Raw genomic sequence first — 19,497 nt, 5'->3', positions numbered from 1 at the left:
GCATAAAAGATACTTTTTTATAATCCGAGTCCAATTTGATTTCTTGCAGCTTCCATTACACTAGCTACATGAAGGGAATGTTCTAGGAGTTGGTCTCTTGCCACATAATCCTCGTTTGTAATAATCTCTTGAAAACGTCTAAATTCATACGTTAATCTAGGATCATCTTGTTGAACAGAAATAACTATTTCTTCATCTTTTTTCTTCAACGTTACTTTTTGAACTCCATTAGCCCCTTGAGAAACATAGAGATATCCTTCTTCGCCTTGAATCATTACAAAATTAACTCCAGTCGTATCCTTTGCCCCTACACAACTAGCTTGGAATGTCGGATAAGATAACACCGCTATTCCAGAAGTATCTATTCCATTGCTATGTTGATTCGCTGAATAGTTAACTTTTTCTGGCTTTCCAAATAAGTTAAGCACGAAATGAAGATTATAAATGTTTATATCTGCCAATGCACCTCCAGCAAATTTAGGATCAAATATATTCGTAACCTCTCCATTTTTTAGTTGATCATAACGACTAGAATACTGGCTATAATTGCATTGCACTAGTTTAATCGGCCCAAGACTGTCTAAATGTTCTTTAATTAGTTGATAATTGGGTAAATGTAAAGTTGGAATAGCTTCAAATAAAAATACTTCTTTTTCCTTTGCAAGTGAGAATAATGCTTTAGCTTCTTCATGAGATGAAGTAAAAGGTTTTTCACAAATGACATTTTTTCCATATTCCATCGAAAGACGAGCTTGTTCAGCATGTAAACTATTAGGCGAGGCAATATAAATGGTATCAATTTCAGAATCACTTAACATTTCCTCTAGATCCGTATATATTTTTGCAATATCATAACGATCTGCCAAACGCTGTGCTTTTTCTCTTGTACGTGAAAAAGCAGCAACACATTGCACATCTTGTATCGGTTCAATTGCTTGTAACATTTCCTCTACTATTTTCCCAGAACCAATAGTTGCTATATTCAATTTAGATCATCCCTTCTTCCATGTTATTTCTGTTTCTCCTACATTGTAATCTAAATCATTAAATAGATGTAGTTTTTTTCATTTAAAAACAAAAAAAGACAGAGACTAATGTAAGAAACTCCAATCTCTATTAATTCTATATTTTTCCTATAAGAAAAAGATACTTAATAATGTTGAAATTGACTCAATTAGTAATCTATCCACTTTTTTAAAGGACACGATCTTCCCGTCTTTTATTCATCGTCTCGAAAAACGGGAAGATCAACTGTGATTATCTATCTTCCATTATGTTTCTTATTGTTTTTGTAGCTAACACTGGGTTCTCTTGTCCAGTAATTGCACTGCCGATAATAACAATATCTGGTTTATGTTGTTTAATGGCTGGTAATGTTTTCGAGTTGATCCCCCCTGCAACTGCTACTTGTACAGAAATTCCTTCGATTAACGAAAATAAATCAGTATGAAAAACCCCTTCTGCTTGTTTATCTTTCCCCACATGTAAACTTACTAAATCGGCACCAATTGATGATAACTCTTTAACTCGATCTGTAGATTGAATTTCTAATAAATCTATCATCATTTGTCCATTCATTTCTTTTGCAACTTGTAAAGTCTCTTTAATGGTAGAATTAGCTGCGAATCCCATTACAGTTACAATATCTGCCCCTGCTGTAAATGCTTGCTTTGCTTCATATTTTCCAGCATCACATATTTTCATATCTGCTAGAATCTTTTTTCCAGGATATAATTCTTTTATTTCTTTTATAATCGTGACGCCATATTCTTTAATTACGCCAGTTCCAATCTCGATAATATCAATATGTTGTTTCACACTTTCTAGTATGCGAATACTTTCCCCACGTGTTAGTCGATCTAATGCTAATTGTAATTTCATAAATTCTCACCTCGATTACCGTTCTATTCTCTCTACTTCTCCTAGTCGTTCTTGAACATCTTCATAATATGGAAGCCCTTCGTTATCACCTGTAATACCAACAACCATCGATCCTATTGTATTTGCAAAATTAAGTGTTCGCTTTAAAGACCATTCATGAAGATAACCATAGAGAACTCCAGCATTAAATCCATCACCTGCACCGACCGTATCTACGACTTTGCTAGCTTTAACTGGAGCTGCTTTAATCGTTTCACCAAGAGAATAACCTACTGATCCGTTTTCTCCTTGCTTAATCGTTACATAAGAGATCCCCATTTTTTTACACGCTTCAATAATTGCTACCGGGTCCCGTTTTCCAATAATAATGTCCATTTCCTCGTCACCAGCTAACAAAATATCAACATCCGGTAAAATTTCTAACAATACCTTCCGAGCTTGTTCCTTCGACCACATTTTTAAGCGAATATTTGGGTCAAAAGATATTTTCACCCCATGTTTCTTTGCCAAATGTATGGCCTGCTTCCATACTTTTAATGCTGCGTCACCAATAGCAGGGAATATTCCTGTTAAGTGGAGAATTTTTGCATTTTTAAAGTATGATTCATTTAAATCATCTGGTGTCATCGACAACGTAGGTGATTTATCACGATAGTAAAATGTTTTTACACTGCCATCTTCCATAATTTCTTTAAAGTTAATCGATGTTGGATAGTGATTGATAAAATCTATTTCCGATGTATCAATGCCTTCTCCTCTTACAAAATTACGAATGGATTTCCCAAATTCGTCATTACCGAGCCTGGTTATATATCCAGTATCTAGCCCTAATCGAGAGCATCCGATAGCCAAGTTCAACTCTGCTCCACCAATTGTTTTATGAAATCCATTTACAAATTTCATAGGTCCAGTAGATTCTGGGTTAAATACTATCATCGCCTCTCCTAACGTTATAATATCTTTCATATAGACCTCTCCCAATCAACTTTTATTTTTCCAAAACAGTGATTTGACCGTTATCTGCAATAATCGCTTTATCTACCATATGTGTAAAAATCCCAGTTTCGATTACACCTACGATTTGTTTCAATGATGCATGTAATGCCTCTGCCTCATCTATCTTTTTAAAATCACAATCAATAATATAGTTCTGATTATCCGAAACAAAAATTTCTCCATTCGATAAACGTAATTTGGTTAGGCATCCAAATTCTTGTAGTCTTTGTTCTGTAGCCTGCCATCCAAATGGTACAACTTCAACTGGTACCGAAAACGTTCCTAACTTCCTTACTTTCTTTTCACCACTAGCAATTACGATAAAGGTTTCAGCAATCAAATCTATCATTTTTTCTCTAACTAATGATCCGCCTCCACCTTTAACTAAATCTAGCTGTTCATCGATCTCATCTGTTCCATCAATCGCAATATCTACGTATTGATACGACGCAAAAGTCGTTAAAGGTATCCCAAGCTTCGTTGCTAATTGCTCTGATTTCTTCGATGCAGGAATACCTACTACTTGCAACCCTTCTTCTTTTATTCTATATGCCAAACAATAGAGAAATTCATTTACGGTTGATCCAGATCCAATTCCAATAACCATGCCATCTTTAATGTGCTTTACCGCTTCTTGTGCTGCAATCTGTTTGTCATTGTATTCCACTATAATCGCCTCTTTCTAATTAGAACAAACCAGGATTAATCAGTTTCGGAATATAGAAAGCAATATCCGGGAAAAACGCAATGAATAACAGAACTACTAAAACAATTGCTATATATGGTATAACCGCTATAAAGGATCGTTCAATCGACATATCTCCAATTTTAGCTGCTAATAATAAGCATAAACCATATGGTGGTGTAATAAGTCCTACCGCCAATGTAATTACTACAATTAATCCTAGATGAATCGGATCCATTCCAAACTCAAGAGCTGTTGGAAGAATAACAGGAACAAATAAAATCATTGCTGGTATCGCATCCATAAATGTCCCTACAAATAAGAAGAATACAATAATGATTAGAATAAATAACCATTCTGCTCCGATGTTATTCGCAAAGAATTCTTGAGCGATTGTACCTAATTGGTAATAACTCATTAATTCACCTAATGCACTCGCTGCAGCTAGAGCGAATAATGATAAAGAACTGAGTGCTAATGTATCAAATAAAATCTTCGGAAAATCTTTGAACTTCAACGTTTTATAATAAAACATACAAATAACAATTGTATAAAGTGATGCTACGGCAGCTGCTTCTGTTGCTGTAAAGAATCCGGTGATAATTCCACCGATAATGATTACTGGAGTAAGCAATGCTGGTATCGCTTCCAATAGCAATTTGAAAAATACTTTCAACTCCACTTTTGCATCTTTTGGGTAGTTTCGCTTCAGTGCAATAAAATAGATAAGTACCATCATTCCTACACCAATTAGAATACCTGGTATAATCCCACCTAAAAATAAGGCACCAATGGAGGCATTCGTTAATCCAGCAAAAATAATCATTGGAATACTTGGTGGAATGACAACTCCAACAGTCGATGAAGCTGCAGTAACCCCAACTGCGGTTTCCTTGTCATAGCCTTTTCGTAACATACTCGGTATAAGGATTTTCCCCACACCTGCAGTATCTGCTTGTGCTGCTCCAGAAACTCCAGCAAACATCATCGAAACCAACACATTGGCATGAGCTAGCCCACCACGTATTGGGCCAACAATTGCTAGCGCTAACTCAATTAGCTTTTCTGATATCTTCCCTGAATTCATTAAGTTTGCTGCTAGAATGAACAAGGGAACTGCGAGTAGAACAAATGAATCTAAACCATTAACCATCTTCATTGCAACCGTAGCTTCGGGTGTATACGGAATTCCACTAATACCAATTAAAGCAACAATTCCTATGACAAAAGCAATTGGTACACCGATAATCATTAATATTAAGAATATTGCCAGTAACATAAATCCCATTATTCATATACCTCCTTTGCCTTGATAACGCGAATGTGCTCTATAAAATGAGAGATGGTATAAATCAGCATAGTTGCTGCCATCACTGGAATTACTAACCATACATACCCCATTTTCATTTGTGGTATGGACGACCATGTATAATTCCAAAACTCACTTACTACTTGTACTCCTAATAAGAAAATACATATATTAAAAATGAAAAGGATTGCATCATTAAATATACTAAGATAAGCTCTTTTTTTACCTTTTAACTTTTGAACTAGAAAGTCAAAATTAAAATGCTCTCTACGATTTACCATAACTGCTGCTCCCATAAACACGGCCCAAATAAATGAATAATTAGCGGCCTCTTCTGTCCAGATCATAGAAATTCCTAAATGTCGAGTTACAATTTGTAATACAATAATCCCAAAAAATACACAGAGAAAAATAACACCAATCGTAATTTGTATTTTCTCTAAAATGCTCGTAATCTTTTTCATGGCGATTCCTCCCCTTTCGTTATTCTTCTAAATCTCGAATCTTTTGAAGCAGGTCTTCTACTTCAATTTCTTTAGCAAAATCATTTAAAATTGGTGTCGCAATGTCAATGAAAGGCTGGCGATCAATTTCATTAACTTCTGCACCATCTTCAATTGCTTTTTCCTTATATTCTTCATCTTGTTTCATCGTTGCCTCTCGTTCGGCTACCACAGAAGCCTCTGCTGCTTGCAAGATGATTTCTTGTTGTTCCTTTGTATAATTATCGAACTTCTCTCCATTTGTTAATAAGAAGCGAGTGGTGTAGTCATGTGCTGTTTCTGTAATGTATTTTCCATTACTGGTCGTGTGATGTGCTTGTTGTACGAAAAACGGATATGCATTCTCTGAGGAATCTACAACATCTTGTTGTAGTCCTTGATATAATTCACCCCAAGATATTCCAGATGGAATTGCTCCAGTAGCCTTCCAGAAATCTGAAATTACTCCTGAAGTTTGTGTACGCAAAGATACCCCGCTTAAGTCCTCCACTGATTCGATTGGTTTCTTGCCATAGTAATGTCTTACACCCGCTGACCAATAACCTAGCAACTTAAATGAATTATCTGATTTCTCATTGATGATCTGAGCCATTTCTTGTCCAACTTCTCCATCAACTGCAGCTAACCAATGTTGGTAACTATTAAACAAATACGGTGCTGAGAATAAGTCTACTTCTCGAATTCCTGTTTGTGTCATAAATCCGGGAGAAGCTAACACAACATCCGCTGCTCCCAATTGAAGTTTCTCTACTAGTTCTGATTCTTCTGTCCCTATCGTACCTGCATGAACTTCTACTTCCATTTTCCCATCTGATTCTTCTTCTACCACTTCTTTAAACTTGAGTAATCCGGTTTGATATGGGTTATCTGGTGAAGTCTGGTTATGAGCTGCAATAATTTTTATCTTGCCATCTTCACCTGCATCTACTTCGTTTGTGCTACAAGCAGATAGTAATAAAGGCATCAAACTTATAAACATAAATATGAAAGCGATTTTATTTTTCCCCATTGTTATTCCTCCTTCTGTTGATGTGAAATCTAAGAACATAGATTACTAGACTTGATTTGCTCTTTGAATATATTTTTTCGCACGTTCTGTTAGTTCAACGTAATCTTCTTTTGTTTGGAGTAACGGAGCATTCACTAAGCTACTTCCTGTTCCAACAGCTACACTTCCTGCTTTCAAATAATCACTGATATTATCCAAAGTGATTCCACCAGTTACCATCGCTTTCACATGTGGTAATGGACCACGAATATTTTTCACATAGTTTGGACCTACCGCATCGATAGGGAAAATTTTTACCATTCTCGCACCATGTTCATATGCCGTTAACACTTCTGTGGGTGTAAATACACCAGGAATATGTTCCACACCGTAACGTTGACAAATTTCTAGCGTTTTTGTATTTAATGTTGGAGATACGATAAAAGTTGCTCCAGCTAAAATTATTGTCCTTGCCGTCTCTGGATCAAGCACAGTCCCGGCTCCAACTTGAATTTCTTCATTAACATTTTGTACTGCTGTTTTAATTACATTTTCTACATTTGGTGTTTCGGCTGTTATTTCCACATGATGAATTCCACCTTTTGCTAACGCTTCCAAAATTGGTACAATATTCTCCGAATTTGCTTTTCGGATAACTGCTACTACTTTTTCTTTCTGAATACCTTCTATTACTGACATAAATAACCCCACCTTATTCTAAATTAGAATGTTTTTGGTTTAGACTGTCTACACTTCGATTAGCTGGATACGTATCTAATAAGTACACCACAATGGCATCTAATAACAGATGAGCCGATTGATCAAACTGACTACCTAGTGGTTGAATTGTATTTGGTTCTTGTGGCAAACGCTTTTTAGTTGCAGCAGGTACACGGACAATATAATTACTTTGAGAGCCAATTGCCGATTGTTTATTTGTTGTCACTAAAGCTACTTTCGCATCAATTTCCTTTGCTTTATTTGCATAATTCAATAAGGAAGTTGTCCCTCCAGAACCAGAAATTAATAACAATAAATCATCTGATTCTATACTAGGCGTATTTGTTTCTCCTACAATAAAAATCTTATAGCCACTATGCATAAGCCGCATGCCAAACATCTTTCCAACTAACCCAGAGCGACCGGTTCCGGCAATAAATACTCGAGGTGCTTGTTGGATACCTTCCGCTAATTCGATTACTTCTGTTTCATTGACTTGTCCCAGCACCTCTTGAATTTCTTTAGCGATAGTATTTATTTTTTGTTTCAAGATATTAAACATCCTTTCTTTTAACAAGATTTTCTTCGATTCACCATTGGTTCAAAACGTAAGGTTTCTCTAGTACTTGTATTATATGGATTTTTGATTTGCTCAAATAGTATTTCAGCTGCTTTCTTCCCCATTTCAAAAGCCGGTTGTGAAATCGTTGTTAATGCTGGCTGATAAAATTCTGCAAATGATACATCATCGACATTTACTAATGCTACATCATCTGGTATCCGTATATTTTGGTGATTCATAAAAGTTAATACTTCGTGTAATACCCGATCATTTATCGCGAATATTGCATCTGGCGGTTCAGATAATTGAAAGAGCTCAGTCAACTTACTTTCTATTTCATCAATTTCATCACAAGCAATATATTCATCAGATAACGATTTCCCATGTTTAGCTAATTCATTTTTAAAGCCATTTAACCTTTCCATTCTTGGTGTCAAATTCTCTTTTAACGGTGGTGTTACTATGGCTGGTCGTTGATAATCTTTTAGCAACTCAACTGCTAGAGTTGCAGCTTTATAGTTATCGAGTAATACAGTAGGAATATCTAATCCATCTACCAATCTGTCCATAAATACGATTGGATACTGTTCCTCTAAAAGCCCCTGATAAAGTGCAACGTTATCGCCTGTCGGAAAAGCAATGATTCCATCTACTTGTTTAGCCCGAAGCATTTCTATATATGTTTTCTCTTTATCAGGATCGTCATCCGCATTACATACAATGACGTGAAATCCTTTTTCATGGCAAAAATCTTCTATAGCCCGAATCACCTGTGTTGAAAACACATGAAGAATATTCGCAACAATAACCCCAATTGTAGTTGATGATTTTTGTTTTAAACTTCTGGCCACCATATTTGGACTATACTTTAGTTCTTTTATTGCAGACTCAATTTTTTCTTTTGTTTTTAGTCCCATATAATCATATCGTCCGTTCAAATACTGTGATACTGTGCTTTTTGATACGCCTGCATGTATCGCAACATCTGAGATTGTGATTCTTTTTGTCATAATTTATCCCTTCTATCTCTATAACTAAAACGGTTTAGTAAATCGATTTAGTAACAGTATAAATTAAATGTAACCGTTTTACAATATTAATTTTTGTAAAACTATTTTTTAGATCACTTTTTGAAAATAAAGTATGCTGTTGAATTGAATGCTAAAATGAAAAGCCAACTCTTCTAAAAAGTTGGCTTAAAGTTTTTATTTATATTACCATCCATATGGTGGATAGTAACCATATGGTGGGTATGGCGGATATGGTGGATAATAATAAGGAGCTGATAATAATTCACCAGCTAGTAATCCTCCTGCCAATCCCCCTATAAATGGCGCTCCTCCAAATCCAAAAAATGGCCCACCAAATCCTCCGTGAAAACCAGGTCCTCCATGAAAACCAGGTCCATGAAATCCTCCTCCATGAGGTCGTGATTCTATATACGTTTCATATGGATCCACATAGTTATTTTGCTCAAATTGATAATTATTCAATTTGTGATCCCTCTTTCCTCCAAAATATATATCTTTATAATGCATTCTATGCAAATGTCTATATTTTGGATGGGCGAATCACTATGAAGAAAAAACGAATGTATAAAAATAGCCCTCCTAATGATACAGATAGCTTAACATAAGGAGGACTATATTATTCATTTAATATAAATGAATAAGTAAAGTTCATACAATATTCTATTTCTTTTATTATGACCTAAATCTATTTTTAAATCATTTTAGGAATAAGGGAATTGACGTTTCGTATGTTGAATGGATATCCACTTTGTAGTAGTGAACGCTTCTAAACTCCACTCACCATTTAGACGACCTACACCGGAATTTTTAACTCCTCCAAATGCAACATTTGGCTCGTCATTAATGGTTCCATCATTAATATGGATCATACCAGATTCTAGTTGTTTCGCAACTTCTGCACCACGGTTAACATCTCTCGTATGCACTGCACCACTGAGTCCATAGGAGCTAGCATTTGCATAAGCGATAGCTTGTTCTTCTGATTTAACTTTCATAATCGCTACTACTGGAGCAAAGAATTCTTCATTGGCAATTGCCATATCTGGAGTTACTTCTGTAAAGACGACTGGCTCAACGACATTACCTTTCACCTGTCCTCTTACTAATGGATGTGCACCTTCTTCAATCCCTTTTTCTATTAAATTAACTGTATTTTGTACTTGGCGTTCATTAATTAGTGGACCAATGATTGTACTTGAGTCTGCTGGGTCACCGCAAGTCAATGTTTTAACTTTGTCCACATACTTCTGAACAAATTCATCATATACATCCTCATGAATAATGATTCGATTTGCAGACATACAGATTTGGCCTTGGTGTGTAAATCGACTAAATACTCCAGCACTTACTGCGTAATCAATATCTGCATCTTCTAGTACAATTAATGCACTGTTGCCACCTAGCTCTAAGTGAACTTCTTTTAGATTACGAGAAGCCACCTCACCAATATGCTTACCTACCTTTGTAGATCCAGTAAAGGAAATCGCACCAGGAACGGGATGATCTACAAAACGATCACCAATTTCAGAAATCTCTGTTGTTACTACTTGAAGGACGCCTTTTGGAAGTCCAGCTTCTTCGAATATTTTTGCAATCATTGTCCCGCCTGTGATTGCCGTATGTTCATGGGGTTTTAACACAACTGCATTTCCAGTAGCTAATGCTGGTGCAACAGACTTCATGGATAAGAAAAATGGGAAGTTAAATGGACTAATCACACCTACAACCCCGACTGGTACTCGATAAACACGATTTTCTTTTCCATCTATTGGTGATGGTAAGATACTTCCGCTCATTCGCATTGGAAATGAGGATGCTTCTTTAATCATATTTGTAACAAGTCCGATTTCAAATTCCGCCTTTAGACGAGTTCCGCCTATTTCTTGAATAATTATATCGACAATTTCTTCATGATTTTCTTCCATATAAGTCACAGCTTTATCCATGATTTTTCGTACGTTAATCGGATTTTCTTTAGCCCAGGATTTCTGCACTTCTTTTGCTGTCTCATATGCTTCATCTAAATCTTGTAAAGAAGCTGCACGATATGAAGCAATAACTTCTCCATTAAATGGATTTGTATTTTGAATTGTAGCCTGACCACTTCCATCTTTCCATACACCATTTATATATTGTGATTCTAGTTGCTTATAAATTGACATGATACACTCTCCTCTAATTTCGTATTTCTGTATTTTCCTTAGCCATTGTAGCTAAGCTTTGAATATTGCTATTTACTTCTTGCATTGTAGCTGTAAGTTCCTCTATGGCAGCAGATTGAGAGTCTGATTCAAGATTTGCTTTCTGAATATCTTTATCAAGACCATCGATAACGGATTTAATTTTATTCGTAATCGTATAGATTTCATCTACTTGTATTTTTGAATTAGCAGCCATTTTGCGAACTTCGCTAGCAACTACAGAAAAACCTCTACCATATTCTCCTGCTCGAGCAGCCTCAATAGCTGCATTTAAACCAAGTAGATTACTTTGGTCGGCAATGCCTTTTACCGTTTGAGAAAACTCTTCAATTAACTGGACACTTTCTCCAACCTCAATTGATTTTTGTGATACAAAGTTCATATTCTCTGACAATTGAGAAATAGATTCCGCCATATCTGTTATTGTTTTAGTAATATCTTCAAAAACATTAGATAAATTCCCGGAAACATCTGACAATTGTTGTGCCTTATCAACGTTCATTCCTAACCCCACACCGCCAACAATGTTTCCAAATTCATCTATTATAGGTACTGCTTTTGAAATTAATTTAACCCCTAGAATATGAGCAGGAACCACCATTGACTGATTCTTACCTTCTTGGATCGCTCTCGTTACGATATCTCCCTCTAATAATGGGTCTCCTGCTGAAACATCCAATGAAAATGTTTGACCTGGATAGTTCTTTAATAATTTCTCCGTATCATATATTCCAATCGTTATATCATCATTGACTAACTGTTGAATATAAGGTCCAACCTGAATAAACGCTTCTAGTAATGGATGATTTTTTACATTTATTGAATCCACTCTCTTCCTCCTTTAAAAATATTCATAACCTCTAGAATTTATATCGGTATGAATATAAGTTTGTGAAGACTATTATCTATTTCCGAACTTTCAAAATACCCTTACTATATTGGCAAAGTCTGAGAATGTATTTTAATTTATGAAGCCCGAATGGTAATCAACTTAAAAAATAAGAGTTTGAGACCTAACAAAAGAGTTGTATCCGGAGGCTCACCAGCCGCCGCTGGATAAGCGCTATATTTCTGAAGCGGATTTCAAAATCTATTCTTCTGTTTTATCTTTTAGTTTTAAATCATTTACCTTATAAAATAAATCTTTCTTGATATACTTGGTTTCCCTCTCGTATTAGTTTTGAAATAGCAGGCTTAGGAAATACCGTGCAACCTAATTCCTCTACACGCCCTTCTAATTCTAACAACGATGCAGGTTGCGATATCATTTCAGTAACATATGGACCAACCATTACAACTCCCAATACTTTCTCATCTTTTTTATTGGCAATGGTCTTCATAAAACCTTTATTATTTTGACTTCCTAAATCTACTTTAGTAGTAATAATATCGTACCCAGAATGTATAGCTTGCTCTTCTGTCTTACCAATACTTGCTACTTCGGGAGATGTGAAAATACAACGTGGAATTAACGATTTTTTGTTCACCGCTTTTCCAGAAATATGTTGAATTGCGTTTGTTGCTTCGATCATTGCTGCATGCGATAATTGATACCCTCCAATTAAATCTCCAATAGCGTAATAAGATGGTATCGACGTCTCCATAGATTCGTTCACTTTTACAAAGCCAGCATCGTATTCTATAGGTAAACTCTCTATCCCAGAAGTATTCGGAATTCTACCAGTGGCTACCATTACTGCCTCCGCATCTATGGAAAAAATTTGTCCATCATATTTAATCGATAAGATGCCACCTTCACTACAATCTATCACTTCTGCTGAAGTGTATACATGAATACCTTGCTCCACCATTGATCTATACAAATAATCTGATGCTGCTTTATCCTCCGATGGAAGGATTCGATCGCCAACTTCAACAACATACACATCTAAGCCAATATTGTGAAATGTCGTTGCAATCTCTAAACCAATAGCACCACCACCGAATATTACAATCGAGGAAGGTAATTCCTCCAACTCAAAGATCGTATCGCTCGTGTAATAATTTATTTTATCTAAGCCAGGTATATCTGGAATGTTCGGTCGTGATCCATTGGCAAGAATAATGTGCTCAGCCTTTAATTCTTGATAGTTTCCATTTGAAAGGATTTTAATTCTATTATTCGTTTGAACAATTGCCTTTCCTTGTAATAATTCTACTTTATTTTCAGATAACCATGTCTGTATCCCATTTCTCAAACTAGAAATAACTTTACTTTTTTTAACCATTATTTGATCTAATGAATGATTATAATTTGAGTTCTTTGAACTTAACGTGTTACTATTCCATTGATCTAGATCTTTGACATATTTTAAAAATGTTTTGGATGGTATACAACCTTTATTTAGACATGTTCCCCCAATATCTCCACCTTCAATAATAACAACGGTGAATCCTAAGTTTGCAGCTTGAATCCCAGCAGTATATCCTCCAGGACCTGCTCCAACAATGGCAATATCATAGCATTTCATCTTATTCATCCTCCCACATCCACTAGATAAGCAAACAAATAAGTCTTTCTGTAAAAATCTACTCAAATTATTTTCAATTATAACACGATGTGTCGTTCATTTTCTCGAATAGTGTCACTATTTAAATTAATAAATCAAACCAAAAACCCCTATCAAGAAAACTAACTCCACGATAGGGATTCCATTAAGAATTACTAATTATATACATGCAGTATTGCTTTTGTAAGTATTTGCACTCCATTTTCAAGTGCACTTTGATCAAATGTCATTGCAGGATGATGCAGACCTGGAGTTAAAGCACATCCTAAACCAAGCATTGTTGCTTTTAATCGTGGACGTTTAATGGTGTAAAAATGAAAATCATCCCCTCCAGGCGTTACTAGTGGTTCAAGTAAATTTCCATCTCCTAAATGAGAAGAAATTGCTTGTTGCATAACCTGAATTGCCTCCTCATTAATCTCTGCTGCGGCAATCCCATGAACATCCGTTATTTCAATATTAATATCATATAAATCTCGAACCGCATCAAAGATATTATGAACCTTTCTTTCCAAATGTTCCATTACTACATTGGATTGTGCTCGTAAGTCAAGGCTAAATGAAGCATTTCCAGGGATAATATTCGCATTCTTCCCCCCAGACTGAAACTTCGTCATTTTTACAGAATGGGGAACACGCGGATCCAAGTGAATTTGTCGGATCATGTTAACGATTTGAGCTCCGACTTCAATCGCATTATGATTGAGATGTGGTCTAGCTCCATGAGCATCATCCCCTTGAATGTCTCCATGAAACATTCTCGTTGCCCCGTGCACAATAACTGGGGTTGCTGTTCCGATCTTCGCTTCTTGGTTTGGGCGAAGATGTACACCGAATAGATAATCTACGTTGTCCACAACACCTTTTTCTACCATTTTAAGTGCACCACTACCATTTTCTTCCGCTGGCTGAAAAATAAATTTCACCGCGATTTTATCCTTTATATTTGGAATTTCTTGCAATGACCACAGTACGCCCAGAACCATTGCCATATGAGCATCATGACCACAAGAATGGTTCGCCTGAAAAATCCCATTCACTTCTTGCCAAAGTGCATCCATATCCGCTCGAATCCCTACAACTGGAAGACCTTTATTAAAATCGCCGTATTCTCCAATTACCCCCGTACAATCAGGAAAAGTTGTCACGTTACACCCTGCTGCTTCTAAGTAATGCTTAATATACTTAGTTGTTTCTACCTCTTCCCAACTAATTTCTGCATGTTGATGTAAATAATGAAATGTATCTCTTACCCTTTGTTCAACACTAATTGTCATTCATTTTCCCCGTCCTTTATATAATACTTAAATGTCGGTTGTATTTTGCCTCGATTTTGAACCTGGTCAATTAACTCCGATAAAATTGAATTCATAATCGACATCGTTATCGGTCCTTTCTGTAAAAGAACATTCGAATGTTCCGATGAGTATATCGAAATGACAAAATCAGCATATTCAGCTGCTGGTGATGCCCATGAATCAGTGATTACGATCACAGGGACCCCTTTCTTCTTTGCTTCTTCCGCTAAACGTATCGTGTCTACTGCATATCGAAAGAAAGAAAAAATGATGATACAAGATTTTTCAGGCATTAATTCGAGTATCCCTGCATCGCTTTCTGGACGAAATAATGAAGCATTTCCGACAATGTAATTCAAGTTAAAAGAAAACCAATGTGCAAAACTAAAAGAATGATAGTAACCTGCAACTACCACTTTTTCACTTTCTAATATTTTTTCTACAACATTGTTAAATACTTCTGCATCTATTATATTCTTCATTTGCTTTAAATTCTTAACATCATCATCAATAAAATTTTTAAAATTATTATCTCTTGTTAACACATTCTCCTTATCATTTACTCTCTCTAAATTCATTAAATGATGTCTCACTTCTTTTTGTAACTCTGAATATCCTCGATATCCTATATAATGACAAAATCGTATAACCATTGTTTCGCTTACGTCTATCATACTTCCTACTTTTTTAGCTGGATGTATCGCAAATACAATCGGTTCTGCTAATAGGTATTCCCCTACTTTCTTCAATCCTTTCGTCATTTCTGGAAGCTTTTGTTTCGTTTTTTCTACATATTCTCGATTCATAAACGTCACCTTTTAAAGTATTTACAATATTTTATATTGATTTAAAGTATAAACTTTATTATAATTTATTTCAACTTTAAATTTTTAGATAATTTACACAAAGGAGACAATTATGGCTAAACAACAAAAGAAAAAAAAGAAACTCATCTTACCTGATGCTTATGTGATTCTATTTGCTATTTCTTATTATCGCTGCATTACTAACGTACATTATTCCAGCTGGATCGTTTGACCGGGAAGCTTCTGAGAATGGAATTGATGTGATCGTTCCAGATAGTTATAGCCAAATAGAGCGGCATCCTACTTCAGTGATTGACATCTTTCGCTCTATTCAAGATGGTCTCATTGGTGGAGCTGGTTTAATATTCCTTGTATTGATCATTGGCGGGGCTTTTGCAGTCATTGAGAAAACAGGTGCTATCGACAACCTTATTATGAAAACAATCCGGGGAACACAAAATAGAGAATGGATGTTAATTATTATCGTAGCTAGTTTATTTTCTATATTTGGAGCACTCGGTATAATTGTGAATGCTGTTATCGCTTTTATTCCAATTGGAATTATTTTAGCTAGAGCAATGAAGATGGATGCAATCGTAGGAGTATCTATAATTTATTTAGGAGCTTATTCTGGTTTTGCTATCGGTTTTCTCGATCCAATGACAACAGGGTTTGCTCAACAAATTGCTCAACTTCCTTTATTTTCAGGTATTGGATTACGTCTAATAATATATGTCACTGTTGTAAGTGCCACTATTGCTTATATTATCTGGTATGCAAATCGGGTTAAAAAAGACCCGAACAAAAGTATCCTACGGGAAAATCGTTTTCCAAAATATGATGAACAAAATGTTGAAGAAGTAGATGGAATATTAACAACTATTCACAAGATTGTACTCGCTATACTTGTTCTCGGTATCGCAACATATGTCTATGGAGTATTCCAGTTAGAATGGTCCATTAATGAAATGGCAGGCGTATTTATTGCCATTGCCATGTTAACTGCTATTGTTTCTAAAATGGGAGCAAATCAAATGGTAGAGGAGTTTATGAATGGTGCGAAAGGAGTACTATATGGTGCATTAATTATTGGTATGGCTCGTTCCATTGTCGTTGTATTAGAAAATGGTTATGTTCTCGATACAATTGTTCATGGAATGGCAATTGTAATGGAACCTTTTTCCAGTGTATTAGGAGCGATAGTTATGTTTATCGGAAACGGTCTGTTTAATCTCATTGTTTCTTCTGGTAGTGGACAAGCAGCGATCGTGATGCCAATTATGACACCTCTTGCAGATTTGATGGATGTACCAAGACAAGTTGCCGTGCAAGCCTACACAATGGGTGATGGATTTACAAACATTATTACCCCGTTATCTGGTGTATTAATGGCAAACTTGGCAATTGCAGGCATTCCTTGGATAAAGTGGATTAAATTCGCATTTCCTTTAGTAATTATCTGGTATATCATTGGTATTATTTTCTTATGTATTGCCGTCATAATAAATTGGGGACCGATGTAATTCTCATACCAAGATTATTTTCCAATAATGCGTTATTCTTATATAGTAAGACATCCTTCAGTACCTATCACTGAGGGGTTAGCTATACTTATCAGAGTGATAGCGTCCATCTTTCCCTATTAATATGAGGAACGTTTGCTCATGTGTAAATCAAACAAAGGAGTCCTTTAATAATGAAATTTCAAGAAATCACCATGCATAAAGTAAGTATGCGTATGAAAAATCCATTTACAACAAGCTTTGGTACAGAACAAGACCGTAGCTTTGTTATTATCGAAGCAACAGATGAACTCGGAAATATAGGCTGGGGAGAATGTGTCACATCAGATTCACCATTATATATTGAGGAATTCACAGATGGAAGCTGGGTTATGTTAGAACAGTTTCTCGTACCGCTTGCGTTGCAACATGAGTGGGAACATCCAGATGAATTAGCTGAATTGTTCGCTCCGTTTAAACGAAATAATCTCGCAAAAGCTGTGATTGATGCAGCAGCTTGGGATATATATACAAAACGCCAAGGAATCTCATTAGCAGATGCTCTTGGTGGAACAAAAAAAGAAATTGAAGTTGGCGTCAGTCTAGGTATCGAAGAAGATATGGAAAAACTACTTATGAATATAAAGGAAAAAGTAGATGAAGGATACAAACGAATTAAAGTTAAAATCAAACCAGGTAAAGATGTAGAAGTAGTAAAAGAAATTAGAGAATATTATCCTGACATACCGCTAATGGTTGATGCAAACTCTGCCTATACGCTAGATGATATTGATTTATTGAAACAACTTGACCCATATAACTTAATGATGATTGAACAACCATTAACTGCTGGTGATCTTATTGACCACGCAGAACTACAAAAACACTTGGAAACACCAATATGTTTAGACGAGAGCATTCATTCTTATGATGATGCAAGAAAAGCGATACAACTTGGTAGCGGAAAAATTATTAATATGAAAGTTGGTCGTGTCGGCGGACTATCCATCATGAAAAAAATTCATGACCTATGTGAAGAAGCTGAAATTCCAATGTGGTGTGGTGGAATGCTTGAATCCGGAATAGGACGCGCTCATAATATCGCAGTAACATCATTAGCAAACTTTACGTTACCAGGTGATACTGCTGCTTCTTCCCGATATTGGCAAGAAGATATTATCGACCCTGAAGTATTTGTCCATGACGGTATAGTACAAGTACCAAGTGACCCTGGTATTGGATACAACGTAAGTCGAGAAAAGCTAGCAAAATACACGGTACAGAAGAAAACATTCAATTCAAATTAACTAAAAAAACTTTTTAGGCAAATCTATATTTTCCATGTAGTATAACGAGTTTCATCATTATATAGTTATCTCATATTAAACTGAACTACCAACTTGTGTGTTTAATGATTGAATTTCATTCCACACTCTCCCTTAGTATATTTTTATCGCCATTATTGTCCACACATAATTATCAAAAGTAGAATAATTTAACTATTAGTAAAGTGATAAGAAAGTTAGGGATAAAATGGCAAGAGAGAACAATGGTAGGAAAAAAAATCAAAAATTGAATATACAGTTTACCGGCCTTTTAATAGAAATAATCATAACTATTATAATCTCTAATCCCTCTAGAACAATCGGCCCTACTGGCGCTACAGGGCCTACGGGGGCTACAGGACCGACTGGAGCTACGGGACCTACGGGCGCGGATGGCATTGATGGCGCTACCGGACCAACTGGAGCTACGGGACCTACTGGGGCGGATGGCATTGATGGTATTACTGGAGCCACGGGCGCTACTGGGCCGACAGGAACTACGGGGGCGACCGGCGCGGATGGAATTGATGGTATTACTGGAGCCACCGGCGCTACTGGGCCTACTGGAGCCACTGGACCAACAGGACCAACTGGGGCTACCGGACCGACTGGACCAACAGGGACTTTCTCTTCAGCATATGGATATGTATATAATACCGGAGCTCAAACCGTTGTTGCCGGAGGAGATATTACTTTTAGCGCAAATGGACCTTTATCTGGAGGAGTTGCTCATGGATCTGTAACTACAACTGTCACAATTACAACTGGTGGTGACTATTTGATTTCATACACAGTTAACGTATTAAATTCCGGAACAAACTCTACTTTAGCTTATGCAATAGTTCTAAATGGGGCAATTCAAAATACAACAAGGTACGGCCAAACCGGTGGGCAAAATAATATAACTAGGCCAGCTGTAGGCTCTGCTATATTAACCATACCAAGTGGTTCTACATTGACACTGCGTAACATTGGGACTACACCCGACACGCTAGTTACAACATCCGATGGAGTAACTATTGTTAATGCATCGTTGAATATAACAAGACTCACTTAATTGAATTTTCTTTGCATAACATAACTATGCAACAAAGTGAAATATATGTTTATACGAAACAAATATATATTATTGTAGGATTGAACACAGGGAGGAAATTCAAGTTTCCTCCCTTTTCAATTA

General features: G+C 36.1%; 19 protein-coding genes. 3 read left to right on the top strand and 16 right to left on the bottom strand.

Annotated features, from left to right (window positions below; translation table 11 throughout):
- Positions 1 to 17: 17 nt before the first annotated feature.
- The 16 genes from ABC346_RS08560 to ABC346_RS08485 form a co-directional block, all read right to left on the bottom strand.
- Positions 18 to 986: a Gfo/Idh/MocA family protein gene (locus ABC346_RS08560; RefSeq protein ID WP_413234455.1), complete on the bottom strand. Its 969-nt coding sequence runs from the start codon at positions 984 to 986 to the stop codon at positions 18 to 20.
- 271 nt (positions 987 to 1,257) lie between these two features.
- Entirely contained in the window at positions 1,258 to 1,881 is a 624-nt protein-coding gene (gene hxlA / locus ABC346_RS08555) for a 3-hexulose-6-phosphate synthase (protein ID WP_413234454.1), read from the bottom strand.
- Between the two features lie 15 nt (positions 1,882 to 1,896).
- The gene (locus tag ABC346_RS08550; RefSeq protein ID WP_413234453.1) at positions 1,897 to 2,847 is read right to left on the bottom strand and encodes a sugar kinase; all 951 of its coding nucleotides are present in this window, start codon (positions 2,845 to 2,847) and stop codon (positions 1,897 to 1,899) included.
- 22 nt (positions 2,848 to 2,869) lie between these two features.
- Positions 2,870 to 3,544 carry a ribose-5-phosphate isomerase RpiA gene (gene rpiA, locus ABC346_RS08545; protein ID WP_413234452.1) on the bottom strand — a complete coding sequence of 225 codons (675 nt, stop codon included), beginning with the start codon at positions 3,542 to 3,544 and terminating at the stop codon, positions 2,870 to 2,872.
- A gap of 19 nt (positions 3,545 to 3,563) precedes the next feature.
- Entirely contained in the window at positions 3,564 to 4,850 is a 1,287-nt protein-coding gene (locus ABC346_RS08540; protein ID WP_413234451.1) for a TRAP transporter large permease, read from the bottom strand.
- The gene (locus ABC346_RS08535) at positions 4,850 to 5,335 is read right to left on the bottom strand and encodes a TRAP transporter small permease (protein ID WP_413234450.1); all 486 of its coding nucleotides are present in this window, start codon (positions 5,333 to 5,335) and stop codon (positions 4,850 to 4,852) included. The genes ABC346_RS08540 and ABC346_RS08535 overlap by 1 nt, the downstream gene beginning before the upstream one ends.
- Before the next feature lie 19 nt (positions 5,336 to 5,354).
- The gene (locus ABC346_RS08530; protein WP_413234449.1) at positions 5,355 to 6,383 is read right to left on the bottom strand and encodes a TRAP transporter substrate-binding protein; all 1,029 of its coding nucleotides are present in this window, start codon (positions 6,381 to 6,383) and stop codon (positions 5,355 to 5,357) included.
- Between the two features lie 45 nt (positions 6,384 to 6,428).
- Entirely contained in the window at positions 6,429 to 7,061 is a 633-nt protein-coding gene (locus ABC346_RS08525; protein ID WP_413234448.1) for a bifunctional 4-hydroxy-2-oxoglutarate aldolase/2-dehydro-3-deoxy-phosphogluconate aldolase, read from the bottom strand.
- 13 nt (positions 7,062 to 7,074) lie between these two features.
- Positions 7,075 to 7,632, bottom strand: a complete 558-nt coding sequence (gene hxlB / locus ABC346_RS08520) for a 6-phospho-3-hexuloisomerase (protein ID WP_413234447.1) — start codon at positions 7,630 to 7,632, stop codon at positions 7,075 to 7,077.
- A 20-nt stretch (positions 7,633 to 7,652) separates the two neighbouring features.
- The gene (locus tag ABC346_RS08515) at positions 7,653 to 8,654 is read right to left on the bottom strand and encodes a substrate-binding domain-containing protein (RefSeq protein ID WP_413234446.1); all 1,002 of its coding nucleotides are present in this window, start codon (positions 8,652 to 8,654) and stop codon (positions 7,653 to 7,655) included.
- Between the two features lie 204 nt (positions 8,655 to 8,858).
- The gene (locus ABC346_RS08510; protein ID WP_413234445.1) at positions 8,859 to 9,137 is read right to left on the bottom strand and encodes a hypothetical protein; all 279 of its coding nucleotides are present in this window, start codon (positions 9,135 to 9,137) and stop codon (positions 8,859 to 8,861) included.
- A 239-nt stretch (positions 9,138 to 9,376) separates the two neighbouring features.
- Positions 9,377 to 10,837: an aldehyde dehydrogenase family protein gene (locus tag ABC346_RS08505; protein ID WP_413234444.1), complete on the bottom strand. Its 1,461-nt coding sequence runs from the start codon at positions 10,835 to 10,837 to the stop codon at positions 9,377 to 9,379.
- 13 nt (positions 10,838 to 10,850) lie between these two features.
- The gene (locus ABC346_RS08500) at positions 10,851 to 11,258 is read right to left on the bottom strand and encodes a methyl-accepting chemotaxis protein (RefSeq protein ID WP_260049339.1); all 408 of its coding nucleotides are present in this window, start codon (positions 11,256 to 11,258) and stop codon (positions 10,851 to 10,853) included.
- Between the two features lie 748 nt (positions 11,259 to 12,006).
- Positions 12,007 to 13,347 (bottom strand): dihydrolipoyl dehydrogenase family protein, encoded by a 1,341-nt coding sequence (locus ABC346_RS08495; protein WP_413234443.1) that lies wholly within the window; start codon positions 13,345 to 13,347, stop codon positions 12,007 to 12,009.
- A gap of 194 nt (positions 13,348 to 13,541) precedes the next feature.
- A complete protein-coding gene (locus ABC346_RS08490) occupies positions 13,542 to 14,663 on the bottom strand; it encodes a M20 peptidase aminoacylase family protein (protein ID WP_413234442.1) in 1,122 nt (373 codons plus the stop codon).
- Complete coding sequence (locus tag ABC346_RS08485) at positions 14,660 to 15,490, bottom strand: MurR/RpiR family transcriptional regulator (RefSeq protein WP_413234441.1); 831 nt, start codon at positions 15,488 to 15,490, stop codon at positions 14,660 to 14,662. Before ABC346_RS08485 ends, ABC346_RS08490 begins: the two co-directional genes overlap by 4 nt.
- A gap of 173 nt (positions 15,491 to 15,663) precedes the next feature.
- On the opposite strand from ABC346_RS08485, the gene ABC346_RS08480 reads away from it, so the two are divergent.
- The 3 genes from ABC346_RS08480 (at position 15,664) to ABC346_RS08470 (ending at position 19,374) form a co-directional block, all read left to right on the top strand.
- A complete protein-coding gene (locus ABC346_RS08480; RefSeq protein WP_413234440.1) occupies positions 15,664 to 17,013 on the top strand; it encodes a YfcC family protein in 1,350 nt (449 codons plus the stop codon).
- A 173-nt stretch (positions 17,014 to 17,186) separates the two neighbouring features.
- Positions 17,187 to 18,299: an o-succinylbenzoate synthase gene (gene menC, locus ABC346_RS08475; RefSeq protein WP_413234439.1), complete on the top strand. Its 1,113-nt coding sequence runs from the start codon at positions 17,187 to 17,189 to the stop codon at positions 18,297 to 18,299.
- A 226-nt stretch (positions 18,300 to 18,525) separates the two neighbouring features.
- Positions 18,526 to 19,374: a collagen-like domain-containing protein gene (locus ABC346_RS08470; RefSeq protein WP_413234438.1), complete on the top strand. Its 849-nt coding sequence runs from the start codon at positions 18,526 to 18,528 to the stop codon at positions 19,372 to 19,374.
- The last annotated feature ends 123 nt before the right edge of the window (positions 19,375 to 19,497 follow it).

The sequence above is a fragment of the Oceanobacillus phoenicis genome, from assembly GCF_047238145.1.
Classification (GTDB): Bacteria; Bacillota; Bacilli; order Bacillales; family Amphibacillaceae; genus Oceanobacillus.
The sequence above is the reverse complement of the archived record's forward strand: the minus strand, read 5'-3'. Positions and strand labels throughout refer to the sequence as shown.